11 protein-coding genes and 2 pseudogenes are annotated in these 17,030 nt (G+C 71.4%); 10 read left to right on the top strand and 3 right to left on the bottom strand.

The features are described 5' to 3' along the window. Together Prubr_RS08255 and Prubr_RS08250 are read left to right on the top strand one after the other, a co-directional pair. Complete coding sequence (locus tag Prubr_RS08255; protein ID WP_212823306.1) at window positions 1-1,524, top strand: fused MFS/spermidine synthase; 1,524 nt, start codon at window positions 1-3, stop codon at window positions 1,522-1,524. Window positions 1,525-1,607: 83 nt separating this feature from the next. Next, window positions 1,608-3,317 carry a serine/threonine-protein kinase gene (locus tag Prubr_RS08250; protein WP_212823298.1) on the top strand — a complete coding sequence of 570 codons (1,710 nt, stop codon included), beginning with the start codon at window positions 1,608-1,610 and terminating at the stop codon, window positions 3,315-3,317. Window positions 3,318-3,329: 12 nt separating this feature from the next. Here the strand turns inward: Prubr_RS08250 and Prubr_RS08245 are convergent, their stop codons facing one another. Further along, entirely contained in the window at window positions 3,330-4,016 is a 687-nt protein-coding gene (locus tag Prubr_RS08245) for a potassium channel family protein (protein ID WP_212827741.1), read from the bottom strand. Between the two features lie 25 nt (window positions 4,017-4,041). Further along, window positions 4,042-5,373, bottom strand: a complete 1,332-nt coding sequence (locus tag Prubr_RS08240; RefSeq protein ID WP_212823288.1) for a TrkH family potassium uptake protein — start codon at window positions 5,371-5,373, stop codon at window positions 4,042-4,044. A 251-nt stretch (window positions 5,374-5,624) separates the two neighbouring features. Here Prubr_RS08240 and Prubr_RS08235 point away from each other — a divergent pair, with 251 nt between their 5' ends. The 6 genes and pseudogenes from Prubr_RS08235 (at window position 5,625) to Prubr_RS08210 (ending at window position 11,958) form a co-directional block, all read left to right on the top strand. Beyond that, window positions 5,625-6,731 carry a glycerophosphodiester phosphodiesterase gene (locus Prubr_RS08235; protein WP_212827740.1) on the top strand — a complete coding sequence of 369 codons (1,107 nt, stop codon included), beginning with the start codon at window positions 5,625-5,627 and terminating at the stop codon, window positions 6,729-6,731. A gap of 332 nt (window positions 6,732-7,063) precedes the next feature. Beyond that, window positions 7,064-8,268 (top strand): annotated as a pseudogene (locus Prubr_RS08230) (substrate-binding domain-containing protein). Window positions 8,269-8,273: 5 nt separating this feature from the next. Next, complete coding sequence (locus Prubr_RS08225; RefSeq protein WP_212823285.1) at window positions 8,274-9,077, top strand: ABC transporter ATP-binding protein; 804 nt, start codon at window positions 8,274-8,276, stop codon at window positions 9,075-9,077. Further along, a pseudogene (locus Prubr_RS08220) lies at window positions 9,074-9,804 on the top strand (ABC transporter ATP-binding protein). Before Prubr_RS08225 ends, Prubr_RS08220 begins: the two are co-directional and overlap by 4 nt. Window positions 9,805-9,946: 142 nt before the next feature. Further along, on the top strand, window positions 9,947-10,837 hold the full coding sequence (locus tag Prubr_RS08215) for a branched-chain amino acid ABC transporter permease (protein WP_212823281.1): 891 nt from the start codon (window positions 9,947-9,949) through the stop codon (window positions 10,835-10,837). Beyond that, window positions 10,834-11,958 (top strand): branched-chain amino acid ABC transporter permease, encoded by a 1,125-nt coding sequence (locus tag Prubr_RS08210; RefSeq protein ID WP_212823278.1) that lies wholly within the window; start codon window positions 10,834-10,836, stop codon window positions 11,956-11,958. The genes Prubr_RS08215 and Prubr_RS08210 overlap by 4 nt, the downstream gene beginning before the upstream one ends. A 100-nt stretch (window positions 11,959-12,058) precedes the next feature. Here Prubr_RS08210 and Prubr_RS08205 read toward each other — a convergent pair whose 3' ends face one another. Further along, a complete protein-coding gene (locus Prubr_RS08205) occupies window positions 12,059-13,822 on the bottom strand; it encodes an LVIVD repeat-containing protein (RefSeq protein WP_212823271.1) in 1,764 nt (587 codons plus the stop codon). A gap of 250 nt (window positions 13,823-14,072) precedes the next feature. On the opposite strand from Prubr_RS08205, the gene Prubr_RS08200 reads away from it, so the two are divergent. Continuing rightward, window positions 14,073-14,780, top strand: a complete 708-nt coding sequence (locus tag Prubr_RS08200; RefSeq protein WP_212823269.1) for a DUF305 domain-containing protein — start codon at window positions 14,073-14,075, stop codon at window positions 14,778-14,780. 57 nt (window positions 14,781-14,837) lie between these two features. Continuing rightward, window positions 14,838-16,976 carry a RecQ family ATP-dependent DNA helicase gene (locus Prubr_RS08195; RefSeq protein ID WP_212823267.1) on the top strand — a complete coding sequence of 713 codons (2,139 nt, stop codon included), beginning with the start codon at window positions 14,838-14,840 and terminating at the stop codon, window positions 16,974-16,976. The last annotated feature ends 54 nt before the right edge of the window (window positions 16,977-17,030 follow it).

Genomic DNA, 17,030 nt, shown 5'->3' with positions numbered 1-17,030 from the left:
ATGGACACCGCGATCACGGCGGCGGCCGACGAGCTGCGCCGCCCGCTCCCGAACGGCCTCGCCGCCGCACTCGTCTTCCTCTCCAGCGGCGCCGTGCTCGTCCTGGAGACCGCCGCCCTGCGCCTGGTCGGGCCCTACGTCGGGGTGACCCTCCAGGTCACCAGCTCGGTCATCGGCGTGGCGCTGGCCGCGATCGCGTACGGCACCTGGTTCGGCGGCTGGCTCGCCGACCGCCGCGACCCGCGTACCCTGCTCGCCCCGGCGCTGCTGATCTCCGCCATCGCCACCGCGGTGACCCTGCCAGTCGTCCGCTACGCCGGCGAACTGCTGCGCGGCGGCGCCGCGGCCGGGATGCTGCTGCTCGTCGCGCTGGCCGTCGTGGTGCCCGCCGCCCTGCTCTCCGCCGTCACCCCGCTGGTGGTCAAGCTCCAGCTCGGCGACCTGCGGCACACCGGCCAGGTGGTCGGAAAACTGTCCAGCATCGGCACCCTCGGCGCGATCACCGCCACCCTGGGCACCGGCTTCGTGCTGGTGGCGGTCTTCAGCAGCACCGTCATCATCATCGGGCTGGCCGTGGTGCTCGGCGTCACCGGCCTCGTCGTCGGCGGTTACCTGCGCCGACAGGGCGGCGGGGCGCTCCCGGGACGTACCGGCACGAAAGCGCTCGTCGCCGTCGTCGGCCTGGCTGCGGTGACCGTCTCCGTCGTCGCTCCCGACCCATGCGACGTGGAAACCGAATACCACTGCGCGTCGGTCGAGGTCGACCCCGACAACTCCACCGGCCGGCTGCTGGTGCTCAACTCGGCCCACCACTCGTACGTCGACCTCGCCGACCCGACACACCTGGAGTTCGCCTACACCCAGTGGATCGGGGCGGTCGCCGACGTGATGGCACCGCCCGGGCAGCCGCTGGACGCCGTACACCTCGGCGGTGGCGGGTTCACCGTGCCCCGCTACCTGACCGCGACCCGTCCCGGCACCGACAACGTGGTCTTCGAGATCGACGGCGGGCTGGTCGAACTCGGCGAACGCGAACTGGACGTACGCCCCGGACCCGACCTCGAACCGGTCGTCGGCGACGCCCGGATGCTGGTCACCCAGCGGCCCACCGACAGCGCCGACCTCGTCGTCGGGGACGCGTTCGGCCATCTGACGGTGCCCTGGCACCTGGCCACCCGGGAGATGGCCGCCGAGGTGCACCGGATCGTCCGGCCGGGCGGCATCTACGTGATGAACGTGATCGACTACCCGCCGCTGCGGTTCATCCGCGCCCAGCTCGCCACCGTCGCCGCGGTCTTCCCGAACGTCGCGGTCATCGCCCCGCCCGCCGGGCTGGCCGGCGAGGAAGGCGCCAACTTCCTCATCGTCGCCTCCGACACCCCGCTCGACGTCGACGGCCTGCGCCACAGCGTGGACACCTCGGTCGACGAACCGGCGACCCTGCTCGCGGGCGCCGACCTCGACCGGTTCGTCGACGGCGCCCGGGTCCTCACCGACGAGTACGCCCCGTCGACCAGCTCCTGACCGTCGGCTGACCGGAGACCTCCCGGCTGACCGATTTCGGTCGTCAAGATTGAAAGCCCTGCTCCAGGGGCATCCATCCGGTCATGCGTGGGGTGGGCAACGAACTGCTGGGCGGCCGCTACCGGCTGGTGGAACAACTCGGCGCCGGCGGGATGTCGGTCGTCTGGCGCGGCTACGACGAGGTGCTGGGCCGGCAGGTGGCGATCAAGGTGCTCGCCTCCCGGCTGGCCGCCGAGCGGTCGTTCCGGCACCGGCTGCGGGTCGAGGCGAAGGCCGCCGCCCGGCTGATCCATCCGCACATCACCAACGTCTACGACTTCGGCGAGTCCTGGGACGGTGACGTCCCCGTGCCGTACGTGGTCATGGAACTCGTCGACGGGCAGTCGCTGGAGGCCCGGCTGGCCCGCCACGGGACCCTGCCCTGGCGGCACGCGGTCGCCGCCTGTGCCGAGGTCGCCTCCGCGCTGGCCGCGGCACACGCCCGCGGCGTGGTACACCGCGACGTGACCCCGGGCAACGTCATGCTGACCCCCACCGGCGCGAAGGTCGTCGACTTCGGCATCTCCGCCCTCGCCGGCGAGAGCGACACCGACCCGGACGGAAAGCTGCTCGGCACCCCCGCCTACCTGGCGCCGGAACGGCTCGACGCCGGGCAGGTGTCGGCGGCCACCGACGTCTACGCCCTCGGCCTGCTCCTCTATCGCTGCCTGGCCGGCCGGCTGCCCTGGGAGGCCGACACGACCACCCAGATGCTCCGTAACCACCGGCACGCCGACCCGGCCCCGCTGCCACCGGTCGAGGGGCTGCCCGACGAGGTCGCACAACTGTGCCGGCGCTGCCTGGCCAAGGCGCCCGACGACCGGCCGAGCAGCGCCGACGTCGCCCGTACGCTCGCCGCCGCGGTCGGCCTGGCCGGGGTCGTACCGGTGTCACCCGCGCCGGACGGCGCGGCCGATCGGCCGGCCGACGAACTGGCCGTGGCCGGCACGACGATCCTTCCGGGAACCACGGCGACCGGCGCGCTGCCCGGCTCCAGCGGACTGTCGGCCCCCGGCCGGCTGGAGCGTTGGTGGTCCGGCCGAACCCCGGGCGTCCGACGGCGGGTCGCTGCCACGGTGGCCGGCGCCGCCCTGCTCATGGTGACCGGCGTCGGCTGGGCGGCGAGCGGCGGCAGCCCGGCCACCGGCGACGAACCGACGAACCTCGCCATGGGCAACCAACCGGCCGCGCCCTGCCAGGTCGAGTACGCGGTGCGCACCGATTCCGGACAGGCGTTCGACGCCGAGCTGACGCTCACCAACGACGGGCAGACCCGGCAGGGCTGGACGCTGACGTTCGCGCTGCCCGGTGACCAGACCATGGTCGGTGGCGAACCGGCGGCGTGGCGGCAGGCCGGACGGGACGTGACCGTACGACCGCCGGCGGACACCGACACGCTGGCGCCGGGCGCGGCCGTGTCCATCGCGCTGACCGGCACCTACGCCACGGCCAACGCGCTTCCGGTGCGGTTCCACCTCGACGGTCTGCCGTGCGAGGTACGGGTCAGCGGAGTGGCCGGCCAGCAGCAGGTGGGTGGTGGCGTCGCGGGCGCGCACCCGGCCGGTGCCGCCCCGCCACCGGCCACCGCCGGTGGTGCCGGCCGCACCGAGAAGGTCGGCCACGGCGGGTCCGGCAACCGCGGCAACGGCAACAACGGGAACGGGAACGGCAACAACGGCAATAACGGGAACGGCAACAACGGGAACGGCAACAACAGCAACGACGATGACGACGACGGTGATGACGACGACTGAGCCGCGGGCCGGTCAGGTCGTGGCGGCGAACTCCTGCACCTGTTCGGTCGTGCCGGCCACGATGAGCACGCTGTCGGCCGGGATGACCGTGCTCGCCTGCGCGTAGTCGAACTCCCGCCCCGGTGTCTTGACCCCGACCACCGTCACGCCCCACCTCGTCCGCAGCCCGATGTCCGCCAGGTTCCGGCCCACCATGTCCTCCGGCGCGCGGATCTTGGCGATCGCGAAGCCGTCGTCGAACTCGATGAAGTCGAGCATCCGGCTGGTGATCAGGTGGGCCACCCGGTCGCCCATCGCCGCCTCCGGGTAGATGACGTGTTGGGCGCCGACCGCCGACAGGATCTTGCCGTGCTTGCTGGAGGTCGCCTTCGCCCAGATCTCCTTGACGCCGACCTCGGTCAACGCCAGGACGGTCAGCACGCTGGCCTCGATGTCGGTGCCGATGCCGACCACGGCCCGGCCGAAGTCTGGCACACCGAGCTGCCGCAGTGCCTCGTTGTCGGTCGTGTCCGCCTGTGCCACGTGGGTCAGCCGGTCGGACCACTGCTGCACCAGCCTGGGGTCCTCGTCGATGCCGAGCACCTCGTGCCCGAGCCGCAGCAGTGATGCCGCGACCTGCCCGCCGAACCTGCCCAACCCGAGGACCGCGACGCCCTCGGCGGCCGTGGGCGCCCGGCCCGCACCCCGCGCCGGCCCCATCGGTCCCTTCGGCACGGCCTGGTCGTCAGCCAACAATCGGACGCTCCTCCGGATATCGGTAGAGCCGGGTGCGGGCGTTCAACGCGATCGCCGAGGCGACCACGATCGTGCCGACCCGGCCGATGAACATCAGCACCACAAGGACGATCTGCGCGCTGTCCGGCAACGTCGGGGTCAGCCCGGTCGACAACCCCACGGTAGCGAACGCCGAGGTCACCTCGAAGACCGCTGTGTCGAGGCCGACCCCGTCGGTGAGCGCGATCAGCAGTAGCGCGCCACCAGTGACCAGCGCGATGCCGAGCAACGCGATCGTGATCGCCTGCCGCTGGGTGGTCTCGGCGATCCGGCGCCGCCCGATGACGACGTCGGGCTCACCCCGTATCTCGGCCCAGATCACGAATGCCAGCAGGAAGAAGGTTGTGATCTTGATGCCGCCGGCGGTGCTGGCGCTGCCGCCCCCGATGAACATCAGCGCGATGCAGACCGCGATCGTCTCGCTGTTCATCGCGCTGTAGTCCAGGCTGTTGAAGCCGCCCGCCCGGGTCGACGCGTCCTGGAAGATCGCGGCGATCAGCTTCTCGTGGGTGCCGAGCGGCCCCAGTGTGCCTGGGTTGGTCCACTCGAAGGTGAGGAAGACCAGCAGGCCGGCGAGGCCGAGCACCAGCCCGCCCCACACCGTGAGCCGGGTGTGCGTCGACCAGTTCCCTGGGCGGCCGAGCCGCCGGGCGAGTTCGAACAGCACCGGAAAACCGATGCCGCCGGCGAGCATGCCGAGCGACAGCGGCAGGCAGATCCACCAGTCGCCCACGAAGCGGACCATGCTGTCGCTGTAGAGGGCGAAGCCCGCGTTGTTGAACGCCTGCACGGCGTGGAAGACGCCGTACCAGACGGCCTTGCCAAACGGGTAGTCGTAGTGGATCCACAGCCGCCCGGCGACGAAGACGGCGATGACCGACTCGCAGATCAGCATGGTCAGCGCGATCCGGCCGAGCACGTGGCGTACGTCGCCCAGGGCGAGGCTGCTCTCCGCCCGGGCCAACAGCCGGCTGCGCAGGCCGAGTCGCTGCGACACCAGCAGGCTGAGCAGCGTCGCCAGGGTCATGATGCCGAAGCCGCCGAGCTGCGCGAGTACGAGGATCAGCACGTGCCCGGCGTCGGACCAGTAGGTGGCCGTGTCGACGACCGTCAGGCCGGTGACCGAGATCGCCGAGGTGGCGGTGAACAGCGCGGTGACGAAGCTCGGCCCGCCCGGCCCCTCCCGGGTCACCGGCAGCATCAGCAGGACCGTGCCCACGGCGATCGCGCACAGGAACGCCAGCGGCACGATCCGGGCGGGGTGTTGCAGCGGCCGGCGCATCGTCGCTGTTCATATCACGCTCAGTGGTCGATCGATGGGCGATCCGTGAGCCCGATCGTGAGGTTGGCGCGACCCGTGCTCCGGCCGGGGCTCGGTGCGGGCCGGCGCGGTCGGCCATCAGTCCCACCCGCGAGGTTCACCGGATGGACAGGTGTAGATCAATCGATGGTCGTGGTGCGCCGTTTGACTCGGGTCCGCGAGTGCGCCGTACCCGTGCGCACGTGATCGCGCCCGACGACGAGGAGACGGCGTTGCGACGTACCCTTTCCGCTCTTGGCCTGGCCGGCGCGCTGCTGGTGGTCGGTGCCGTGGCGGTCCCGAGTGCCCCGGCCGTGGCCGACAAGGGGACCAGGGCATCCGACCGCCCGACGGTGATCGCACACCGGGGCGCCAGCGGCTACCGGCCGGAGCACACGCTGGAGGCGTACCGGTTGGCGATCCGGCAGGGCGCCGACTTCATCGAACCCGACCTGGTGCCGACCAGGGACGGCGAGCTGGTCGCCCGGCACGAGAACGAGATCTCCGGTACGACCGACGTGTCGACCCGCCCCGAGTTCGCCGACCGGCGGGCCACCAAGGTCATCGACGGGGTGACCGTCACCGGCTGGTTCACCGAGGACTTCACCCTGGCCGAGCTGAAGACGCTGCGGGCCAAGGAGCGGCTGCCGCTGGTCCGCCCGACGAACACCGCCTTCGACGGCCAGTTCCAGGTGCCGACCCTCCAGGAGGTCATCGACCTGGCCAAGCGGGAGGGCCGGGCCCGCAACCGCACCATCAGCATCTACCCGGAGACCAAGCACCCCACCTACTTCCAGTCGATCGGGCTGGCGCTGGAAGAGCCGCTGGTCAAGGTGCTCAAGCGCAACGGCATGACCAAGCGCAAGGACCCGGTGATCATCCAGTCGTTCGAGACCGCCAACCTGCGCAAGCTCGCCCGGCTGACCGACGTACGGCTGGCGCAGCTCGTCGACGCGTCCGGCCGCCCGTACGACTTCACCGTCGCCGGTGACCCCCGCACCTACGCCGACCTGGTCACCCCGGCCGGTCTGCGCTGGATCGCGGGCTACGCCGACGGTGTCGGCGCGCAGAAGAACCTGGTCCTGCCCCGTGACGCGGCCGGCCGGCTGTTGCCGGCGACCACGCTGGTCCGCGACGCGCACCGGCACGACCTGGTCGTGCACACCTGGACGTCGCGGGCGGAGAACCAGTTCCTCCCCGTCGACCTGCGCATCGGCACCGACCCGAACGCCCGCGGCGACATCTACGCCGAGTACGAGCTGCTCTTCGCGGCCGGTGTCGACGGGGTCTTCACCGACCACCCGGACACCGCGGTCGCGGCCCGGGCGGCCTTGAGCTGACCCGCGCCCGGGATCGATCGGGGCGCCACCGAGCGTGATTCACCGCCGCCGTCGGGTGGGAGCGGAACCTCCCACCCGACGGCGGTACGCGTTATCGTGTCGTGATCTCCGGCCCGGTTCGGTGGGGCGGATCGACACAGTCGGGCCGGACGGCGTGGCCCCGGCTGCCATCGAAGGCCGTTCCGGTCGCTGCCAGCCGGCCTGACCTGTCCCGGTCAGATATCCCGATGCTGTTACTTGTGGGTTTCAGCCACATAGATCGTGGGTGACGTCACTCCCTAGCGTGGGCCGACAACGAGATTTCCCTCCGAGTCTCTTCACGTGGAGTGACAATGACCGTTAGGACGACGCGGCGGGTGTTTGCCACCGCCGCCACCATGATGGCCGCGGCCCTGGTCGTGGCAGCGTGTGGCAGCCCTCAGGAAAGCGCGACCGGCGGCGGTGACAGCACCGCACCCGTCAAGGTCGGCCTGGTCTACTCGCAGTCCGGGGCGCTGGCCACGTACGGCAAGCAGTACATCGAAGGCTTCCGTGCCGGCCTCGCCCACGCCACCGGCGGCACCAACAAGATCGGCGACCGGCCGGTCGAGGTCACCGAGGTCGACGACGCCGGCGACCCCACCAAGGCCGTCTCCGCAGCCAAGGACCTGATCGGCAAGGGCTACAAGATCCTCGCCGGGTCGACGGCCTCCGGCGTGGCGCTGCAGGTCGCGCCGCTCGCCGTACAGAACAAGGTGCTGTTCATCTCCGGCCCGGCCGCGACCGACGCCGCCACCGCCGTCAACAAGTACACCTTCCGTTCCGGCCGGCAGTCCTACCAGGACGTGCTGACCGCCAAGTCGTTCATCGGCGACGCGGCCGGCAAGAAGGTCGTCGTCTTCGCCCAGGACAGTGCCTTCGGCAAGAGCAACGAGGAAGCCGTCAAGGCCGTCATCGGCGGCGCCGGCGCGACCGTCAGCAGCGTGCTCGCCCCGGCCAGCGCCACCGACTTCACCCCGTTCGCCAGCCAGCTCACCGCGGAGAAGCCCGACCTGCTCTTCGTCGCCTGGGCCGGCACCACCGCCCCCGCCATGTGGCAGACCCTGGACCAGCAGGGCGTGCTGACCTCCACGACCGTCGTGACCGGCCTGGACATCCGGGCCTCCTGGCCGACCTTCGGCGCCGCCGGCAGCAAGATCTCGTTCCTGTCCCACTTCTTCGACGGCGCGGCCGACAACGAGGCGGCCAGGGCCCTCAAGGCGGCCGTGCCCGGCGGGGTCCTCGACCTGTTCCACCCGGACGGCTTCGCCGCCGCCCAGATGGTCGTCCGCGCCGTCGAGGAGGGCGGCGACGACGTCGACAAGATGGTCACCGGCCTGGAGGGCTGGACCTTCGACAGCGTCAAGGGCAAGACCACGGTACGTGCCGAGGACCACGCCCTGCTCCAGCCGATGTTCCAGGCCACCCTCTCCGGCAGCGGCACCGAGTTCACCGCACAGCTGACCAAGACCCTGACCCCGAAGAGGCCGCGCCGCCGGCCGTACCGATGAAGGGCTGAGCCCGGTGCCACCCTCCGCGACACCGGCGACGCGAGCGCGCGAGGAGGGCCCCGCCACCGGGGCGCTCCTCGCCACCCGGCAACTGACCTGGCGGATCGGCGAGGTCGCCATCGTCGACAACGTCGAGATCGACCTGCGGCCGGGCGAGTTCCTGGGCGTCATCGGCCCCAACGGCGCCGGCAAGACGTCACTGTTCAACCTGATCTCCGGCCTGCGTCCGCCGACCACCGGCCAGGTGCTGCTCGGCGGGCAGGACGTCACCGCGCTGCCGCCGCACAAGCGGGCCCGGCAGGGGCTCGGCCGCACCTTCCAGTCGTCGTCGGTCTTCGGGTCGCTGAGCGTACGGGAGAACGTGCGGCTCGCCGTACAGGCACAACGGGGCGGCTCGTTCAAGCTGTGGCGGCGGGCCGCCCGGGACACCGCGGTCGCCGAGGCCGCCGACCGGGCGCTGGACCGGGTCGGGCTCGGCCACCGGGGCGAGGCGCTGGCCGGCACCCTCGCCCACGGCGAGAAACGCAAGCTGGAGATCGCGCTGCTGCTCGCCGGTGAGCCGACTGTCATGCTGCTCGACGAGCCGATGGCCGGCGTCAGCGCGGAGGACGTACCGGAGCTGGTCGCGGTGATCCGCTCGTTGACCGGCGACAGCGGGCGCTCCGTACTCATGGTGGAGCACCACATGGACGTGATCCTCGAACTCGCCGACCGGATCGCGGTCATGCACCACGGCGCCCTGCTCGCCTGCGACACCCCGGACACCGTGATGGCGAACGCGACGGTCCAGGAGGCATATCTGGGGGAAGCCCTATGAGCAGCGAACCCATCCTTTCGATCAATGATCTGTCGGTGCGGATCGCCGGGCTGCACATTCTTCAGGGGGTCTCGTTCGACGTCGCCGCGAGTGGGGTCACCGTCCTGCTCGGACGCAACGGGGTCGGCAAGACCACCACGCTGCGGGCCGTACTCGGACTCACCCCGCGCGGCGGCGAGGTGCGCGGCACCGTGCGGATCGGCGGGCGGGACATCACCGACCAGGCCACCCACCGGGTGGTCCGGGACGGGCTCGGCTACGTGCCGGAGGACCGCGGCATCTTCGCCGGCCTCACCGTCGCCGAGAACCTGCGGCTCGCCGAACGGCGGGGCAACCCCCGGCGTACGGGCGGGTCTTCGAACTTTTCCCGGAGCTGGACCGGCGGGCGAAGCAGCGCGCCGGCTCCCTGTCCGGCGGGCAGCAGCAGATGCTCGCCATCGGCCGGATCCTGCTCAACGACAACCGGCTGCTGCTGATCGACGAGCCGACGAAGGGGCTCGCGCCGAAGGTGGTGACAGAGGTGGCCGAGGTGCTCGAACGGGTCGCCGTCGACGTGCCGGTGCTGCTGGTCGAGCAGAATCTCGCCGTCGTACGGCGGCTCGCCCGGGACGCGGTCGTGCTCGACGCGGGCCGGGTCGCCTGGACCGGTGACGCCGGGCGGCTGCTGTCCGAAGCCGAGCTGACCAAGTCGCTGCTCGGCGTCGGATCGTCGGGGGTGCACGCATGAGCGAGCGTAGCGAGCGAATCGGTTGGCTCAGTCTTGGTCGCGGCGCCGCCGAGCGTAGCGAGGTGGCGGCGTGCGAGCGTAGCGAGCGAATCGGTTGGCTCAGTTCGGAACATGGCGACGCCGAGCGGAGCGAGGTGGCGGCATGAGTACGGTGATTTTGCTGACCCTGACCGGGTTGGGGCTGTCCGCCCTCTACTTCCTGGTCGCCTCCGGGCTGTCGCTGGTCTTCGGCCTCGCCGACGTGCTCAACTTCGCGCACGGGCTGTTCCTGTCCGTGGGGGCGTACGCGACCTGGTGGGCGGCCGGCAACCTGCCGGGGGCGGGTGCCGACGGCTTCGGCTTCGTGCTCGCGGTCGCGTTCGGGGTGGCGGCCGGCGTCGCGGTCGCCGTGCTCGTCGAACTGATCATGATTCGGCCGCTCTACTCCCGCACCATCGAACAGGTGCTGGTCACCGTCGGCCTGTCGCTGGCCGGGGTGGCGCTGCTCCAGGCCAGCTGGGGCGCCGACCCGCGGCCGTTCCCGCGCCCACAGTGGACGCAGGGGGTCACCTCGGTCCTCGGTGCCAAGGTGCCCAACTCCGGACTGCTGCTGATCGTCGCCGCCGTCGCGGTGCTGGCCGCGCTGCTCGCCTTCCTGCGCTACACCCGGTACGGCCTGGTGATCCGGGCCGGGGTGGAGAACCGGGAGATGGTCACGGCGCTGGGCATCGACGTACGCAAGGCGTTCACCCTCGTCTTCGCGATCGGTGGTGCGGCGGCGGCGCTCGCCGGGGCCCTCGGCGGCGTCTACTTCGGATCGGTCTCGCCCAGCCAGGGCGGGTCGCTGCTCATCTTCGCCTTCATCGTCGTGGTCATCGGCGGGATGGGTTCGGTCGTCGGCTCCGCGTACGCGGCGGTCGCCGTCGGCCTGCTCCAGCAGTTCGTCAACTACTACGGCACCTCCGGGCTCGGGGACATCTGCGTGGTCGCGCTGCTGGCGATCGTGCTGCTGCTGCGTCCGCAGGGCATCGCCGGGAAGGCGGCTACGGCGTGACGGACCTCGACACTGCCTCCAAGACCGATACACCGGCGACCGCCGCACCGCCCGAGCCGACGCCGGCCCGGCGGTGGTGGACCCTGCTGCGCCCCTGGCTGCCGCTCGTGGCGCTGGTCGTGTTCCTCTTCGTGCCGTACCTGCGGCTCGAGATTCCGGGCATCTTCGACGGGCCGCTCAACTCGCCGGGCACCCTGCAACTGCTCGCCCTCTGCCTGGTGTACGGCGGTCTCGCCGCCGGGTACGACCTGCTCTACGGCCGTACCGGCATGCTGTCGTTCGGCCACGCGCTCTATTTCGCCGCCGGCGTCTACGGCACCGACATCCTGATCACCAAGGCCGGACTGCCGCTGTGGCAGGCCGCCCCGTTCGCCCTGGTCGGCGGTGCGACCCTGGCCGCGCTGATCGGCGCGATCGCGCTGCGGACCGCCGGCATCGCCTTTGCCATGGTCACGCTCGCCTTCGCGCAGGTCGGCGCGATCCTGGTGGCCCGTGACTTCGGTGGGCTCACCGGTGGTGAGGAGGGGCTGCCGCTCGACGTGTCCGGGCTGCCGGCGTTCTTCGTCGGGGTCGCCAACACGTACAACCTGTACTGGCTGGCGCTGGCGTACCTGGCGCTGGTCGTCTTCGTCGTACACCGGGTGTCGTCGTCGCCGACCGGTCGCGTCCTCGCCGGGCTGCGCGACGACGAACGCCGCATCGGCGTGCTCGGTCTGGACCCGTACCGGTTCAAGCTGGTCGCCTTCACCCTGTCCGGCACCCTCGCGGCGGCCGGCGGGATCGTCTACACCCTGCTGGTCAGCGGCGCGTCGCCGCACATCACCTCGTCGGAGCTGACCCTGTCGCTGCTGGTGATGGTGGTGCTCGGCGGGCCTGGTACCCGGTGGGGACCGGTGATCGGCGGCATGCTCTACATGTATCTCGACCACCGGCTGACCGCGTTCGGCACCTCGTCGGCGGTGGAGGCGCTGCCCGGCTTCCTCAGCGCTCCGCTGTCGCAGCCGCTGTTCGTGCTCGGCACCGTGTTCATCCTGGCGGTCTACTTCTTCCCCGGCGGGCTGGCGAGTCTGGCCGGCCGGCTCGGCCCGCTGCTCCGGCTGATTCCCAACCGTAGACGCTGACCCGTCCTACCGGCGGTCCGGCGCGGTGGCGCGGTCGTCGGAGGCGCGAAAAGCGCCGGCCCGGCGGACATCCGCCGGGCCGGAGCTTTCGTGCGGTGGATCAGATCTTGACGGATCCGTTGACCTTGGTGTCCCGGACGGTCGCGCCGGGAGCGTTCACCGAGCCGTTGACCTTGCTCTCCACGATCGACACCACGGCGGCGTCGGTCGCGGTGATCGAGCCGTTGAGGTTCGAGTTGAAGATGAGCAGGCCGGCACCCGGAGCGACCTTGGTCGCACCGTTGACGCTCGCACCGTCGAGGCAGGTGACACCGGACTTGACGTCCAGGCCGCCGTTCACGCGGTTGGTGATGACCGTGGTGCAGGCCGGGTAGCTGGGCTGCGTCTGCACGTTCAGCTCGTCGAAGGCCACCGCCCGCGCGTTGTTCGTACGCGGGTCGTCCAGCTTGAGGACGTCGAAGCCCTTCTGGATGTCGTTCGAGTAGATGTAGCCGTTGTGGTAGTAGGTCGACCAGGCCCCACCCAGGATGCGGCGGGTGTCGGAGAGCGGGCCCCGCTCCCAGTAGGCGATCTCGACCGGGTTGGCCGAGTCGGTGAAGTCGATCACCGAGATGCCGCCCTGGTACCACGCCTGGACCATGATGTCGCGGCCCATCGCCGGGATCAGCGAGCCGTTGTGCGCCACGCAGTTCTCCAGCGTGGTGTTCAGCCGCGGGATCTTGTAGTAGCTCTTGAAGACCAGTTCGCGGTCAGCGCCGGAGCCGACGATGTCGTAGATCGCGTTCGCGCCCTGGTTGGTCCGGTAGCTGCTGGTGCAGATCGCGCCGCTGCCGCCGCCGAGCTCGTCGGTGAAGATCACCTTGGTGCCGGCGTTGTTGAAGGTCGCCGAGTGCCAGAACGCGAAGTTCGTGTCCCGGACCTGGCTGATGATCACCGGGTTCTCCCGGTCGGAGATGTCCATGAGGACGCCGTCACCCATGCAGGCGCCGGCGGCCAGGTCCAGCTCCGGGTAGGTGGTGATGTCGTGGCAGCCGCTGGTGGAGGTGTTGCCGGTGGTGCCCGGGAAGAGGACCGGGGTGGCCACCACGGCGGCACTGGTCGGGTTGTCCAGCGGCACCTTGATGATCGAGATCTTGTCGTGCGGCGGCTTGCAGTAGAAGGCGCCGTTCGACGGGCCGTACGACTGGACGTAGACGTAGACGTCGGTCCCGGCCTTGTCCGGCGCCAGCGTCAGGGTGTGCGAGCCGCAGTCGGTCCGGACCGACTTGATGTACTGCGGGTTCGCCTTGTCGCTGATGTCGAAGATCCGGACACCCTCCCAGGAGGTCTCCTGGGCCGCGGATCCGCTGGCGCTGCTGCACGAGTCGTCGCTGCGCGGCGCGTCGACGGCGAGGAACAGCAGGTCACCGAAGATCGACGGGTCGCCCTGCGAGCCGGGGCAGACCACCTGGCTGACCACCTGGGGCGAGCTGGGGGTGCTCACGTCGAAGACGCTGAAGCCCTGGTAGTTGCCGGCGATGACGTAGTTGCCCTGGAAGGCCAGGTCCGAGTTGTACGCGGCCTCGCTGGCGAACCCGCCGAACTTGGGGATGTTGGCGATCAGTTCGATGTTCGGGCTGCTGGAGATCTCGTCGACGCCCGGGATGGCGTACGTGGCGGCGGAGTCGTTGACCGCCTCCTCGGTGATGCAGTACTCGGCGAAGTTGTCGCCGGCGCCCAGGAACGAGTCGCAGACGTCGGTACCTTCGGCCGAGTCGGTGAACCCGCTGGCGGGCGCCGCCACGACGGCGGTGAGGACGAGGGCACCCGCGGCGGCCAGGCTGACAGCCGCTCTTCGGTACCGTCGTGGGGATGTTTCTAGCATGTGACACCCTTCGTCGGGGGTGAGTAGGGTGTCGGCACAATAACCTGGCCCCTGACCTGGCGATTGTGGTGTGGGTCACACTAGTAGTTCGATGTTGATCACGGTTTCGCAACTGTGGTGCCGAGGTGGTGGTACGAATAGCCCCAGGCCGGACCAAATGGATCATCTTCGCTGCCGCTGACCCCTCCCGTCGCAGGTCAGGGGCGCGTTACGATCCCGGCCAACCTCGGGCGGACGGCGGGAGTCAGTTGTGCTGGGTGGTGTGCGGATCCGGGCGTTCGTGCTGATCGAGTTGGCCGTGGTCGCGGTGGTGGCCGCGGTGGCCGGGGTGGTCCTCTGGCTGCCCGACGACGACCCGCGACCGGCGGCCCGGCCGAGCCCGCCGGTACCCCTCGACCTGCCCGGCCTGCCCGACGCCACCGCCCCGGTGCTGATGCCCGGGCGCCCCGGTGAGCCGGCCGGGAGGGCACCGGCGAACGAGGTGTCGCCACTGGCGGCGCCGTCGTACAACAACGCCGACGTGCGGTTCGTCGCGATGATGATCCCGCACCACGAGCAGGCGCTCGTGATGGCGAGGCTGGTGGCGGACCGGGGCGATAACGCGGGCCTCAGGAGCATCGCCGAGCGGATCCTGGCCGCCCAGGAGCCGGAGATCAAGACACTGGAGACCTGGCTGAGCGACCGGGGTCTGGGCCGCGACGGCGGTGGTCGCCATCAGCACAGCATGTCCGGCATGCAGTCGGCGGAGGCGCTGAGCCGCCTGACCGCCGCCCGCGGCGCCGAGTTCGACCGGATGTTCGTCGACATGATGGCCGAACACCACCAGGGCGCGATCGACATGGCCGGCGAGGTGCTGGTGCTCGGCGAAGACAACATCATCAACGAGCTGGCCAGCGGCGTCGTCGTCGAGCAGAAGGCCGAGATCGTTCGGATGCGCGAGGCACTGACCACCACGTAGCGGCCCACGGCGCCGCGGGGCCGGCGCGCTGTCGGGCGGCGCTGGTAGACATGTCGGGTGGACACCGGGCGTACGGCGGTACGCGAGCAGGCCGAGGCGGTGCTGCGCCGGCTCGCCGGAGACGGTGCGCGACTGCGCGACGACCAGTGGCGGGCGATCGAGGCGCTGGTCGTCGACAAGCGCCGGGTGCTGTGCGTGCAACGCACCGGGTGGGGGAAGTCGGCGGTCTACTTCGTCGCGACCGCGCTGCTGCGCGCCGCCGACGCCGGCCGGAGCGCCGGGCCGACGGTCATCGTCTCGCCGCTGCTGGCGCTGATGCGCAACCAGGTCGAGGCGGCCGCCCGGGCCGGGATCACCGCCCGCACGATCAACTCGGCGAACCTCGACGAGTGGCAGCAGATCACCGACGAGATCAATGCCGGTGCCGTCGACGTACTGCTGGTCAGTCCCGAGCGGCTCAACAACCCGGAGTTCCGGGACTCGGTGCTGCCCCGCCTGGCGGCGACCACCGGGCTGCTCGTCGTCGACGAGGCGCACTGCGTCTCCGACTGGGGACACGACTTCCGCCCCGACTACCGGCGGTTGCGCACCTTCCTGGCCAACCTGCCGGCCGGCACCCCGGTGCTGGCCACCACGGCGACCGCCAACGCCCGGGTCACCGACGACGTCGCCGAGCAGTTGGGCGACGCGCTGGTGCTGCGCGGGAGCCTCGACCGGGACTCGCTGCGGATGGCCGTACTCGATCTGCCGAGCCCGGCGCACCGGCTCGGCTGGCTGGCCGACCAGCTCGACCGGCTGCCCGGGTCGGGCATCGTCTACACGCTGACCGTGGCGGCGGCCGGCGAGACGGCGGAGTTCCTGCGGTCCCGCGGCTACCCGGTGGCGGCGTACACCGGCCAGGCCGAGGACGCCGACCGTCGGGCCGCCGAGCAGGACCTGCTCGACAACAAGATCAAGGCGCTGGTGGCCACGTCGGCGCTCGGCATGGGCTTCGACAAGCCCGATCTCGGCTTCGTCGTGCACCTCGGCGCCCCGCCGTCGCCGATCGCCTACTACCAGCAGGTGGGGCGGGCCGGCCGGGCCGTCCGGCACGCCGAGGTGCTGCTCCTGCCCGGTGCCGAGGACCAGGCGATCTGGCGCTACTTCGCGTCGCTGGCCTTCCCGCCGCAGGAACAGGTCCGGTCGGTGCTCGCCGCCCTGGAGCGGGCCGACCGGCCACTGTCGACACCGGCCCTCGAACCCATCGTCGACCTGCGTCGGGCCCGCCTGGAGCTGATGCTCAAGGTCCTCGACGTCGACGGTGCGGTCCGCCGGGTCCGTGGCGGCTGGGTCGCCACCGGCGAGCCGTGGGTCTACGACACCGCCCGGCTGGAGCGGGTCGCCGCCGCCCGCACCGCCGAGCAGCAGGCGATGCGGGAGTACGCGGCCACCACCGGCTGCCGGATGGAGTTCCTGCGTCGCTGCCTCGACGACCCCGGCGCGACACCGTGCGGGCGCTGTGACCGGTGTGCCGGACCGCAGTTCGACGCCGCCGTGTCGGCGCCGGCACTCGCCGCCGCGCAGGCGTTCCTCGGTCGCCCCGGGGTGCAGATCCCGCCGAAGAAGCTGTGGCCGACCGGGCTGGAGGCGATCGGCGTACCGCTGCGCGGCAAGCTGGGGCCCGCCGAGCAGTCGGCGCCCGGCCGGGCCGTGGGGCGGCTGTCCGACCTCGGGTGGGGCGGCCGGCTGCGGGCACTCGTCGGCCCCGGAGCGAGCGACGGCCCGGTGCCCGACGACGTGTTCGGCGCGGTCGTCGAGGTGCTCAAGGACTGGGCGCACGGGGACGAGCGCTGGCCCGGGCGCCCGGTGGGCGTCGTCGCCGTCGGATCGCGGCAGCGGCCCCGGCTGGTCGGCAGCCTCGCCGAGCGGGTCGCGTCAGTGGGCCGGCTGCCGCTGCTCGGCACGGTCACCGCGACCGGTGCCGGCGCACCGGCCGGTGCGGCCGCGCGCGGCAACAGCGCCCAACGCGTACGCGGGCTGCACGGCGCCTTCGCCGTCCCCGACGGGCTGGCGGGGGCCCTCGACGGGCTGGCCGGTCCGGTGCTGCTCGTCGACGACCTGGTCGACTCGGGCTGGACGATGGCGATGGTGGGCCGGCTGCTCCGCCAGGCCGGTGCCCCGGCCGTCCTGCCGTTGGCGCTCGCCGTCGCCGGCTGACCACGACCGGCACCACCTCGGGCGGCGGGCGGCGGCAGATACACCGGGGGGTAT

The organism is Polymorphospora rubra, assembly GCF_018324255.1.
Taxonomy (GTDB): Bacteria; Actinomycetota; Actinomycetes; order Mycobacteriales; family Micromonosporaceae; genus Polymorphospora; species Polymorphospora rubra.
This window is presented reverse-complemented; position numbering and strand designations above follow the sequence as displayed.